The sequence below is a fragment of the Priestia sp. TGN 0903 genome (genome assembly GCF_050846855.1).
Lineage (GTDB): Bacteria > Bacillota > Bacilli > Bacillales > Bacillaceae_H > Priestia > Priestia zanthoxyli.
The window spans coordinates 1-701 of record NZ_JBOZGL010000037.1; the positions used below are offsets into that span (position 1 = coordinate 1).

Sequence of the window (701 nt, forward strand, 5' to 3'; positions counted from 1 at the left end):
GGATGGCCTCGTCGCGGGTGGTGTAGCTGGTCATGGTCTGTCTCCTGTCGTGTGGTCGGTGGTGGCTCAGTAGCCGTAGGGGTCGTCGTCGATGATGTCCGTGCAGTCGCAGCTATCGATGTGGCACTCCGTGACGGACTCGCCGCCGACCGCGCTGGCGAAAGCCTCGCCCTCGGGGGTACGGTGCGCGGGGAGGCTGTGGTAGACGATGCCGAGTTGCGCATTGGCGGCCTCCCAGAGCTGGCGGGCGAGGCCCTCGCCGCGGCGATCCTCGCGGGTCTCGATCTGCATGACCTCGGCGTCGCTGATGCTGACGTACAGCTCGGAGGCGATGCCCTGCTCGTCGGAGATCTCCCAGATGTGGTTGGCTGTGTCGGTCTCGCTGTAGTAGCTGCCGGTGCGGTAGGTGATCGTGGCGTTCATCGTGGGTTCCTTTCCCTATCTGATGTATCCCAGTATACACATGTGGGTACCGGTATGCAAGAGGGGATCGAGAAAACACCGGGGAGATTTCTTGGCCGTGCATCTAGCGTGCATTAGTGATGCGGTCCCATGCGGTCTCATGAGCACTCCTGCGGACCGATGCAGACAACAAGAAGCCCCTGACTAGGTATGTCTCCTAGTCAGGGGCTCCGACGTATTGTGCGCGAGAGAGGAGTCGAACCTCTCCGCACTGAGCGCAAATATCCGATCCTCTCGCC

1 protein-coding gene is annotated in these 701 nt (G+C 61.9%); it reads right to left on the reverse strand.

Annotation, left to right across the window (positions count from 1 at the left end):
- Window positions 1-66: 66 nt before the first annotated feature.
- On the reverse strand, window positions 67-423 hold the full coding sequence (locus ACRPLY_RS26785) for a hypothetical protein (RefSeq protein WP_432232227.1): 357 nt from the start codon (window positions 421-423) through the stop codon (window positions 67-69).
- Between the last annotated feature and the right edge of the window lie 278 nt (window positions 424-701).

What these genes read in the sequence shown, in the direction of transcription:
- ACRPLY_RS26785 (WP_432232227.1), bottom strand. Translation starts at nt 423, where the DNA reads ATGAACGCCACGATCACCTACCGCACCGGCAGCTACTACAGCGAGACC.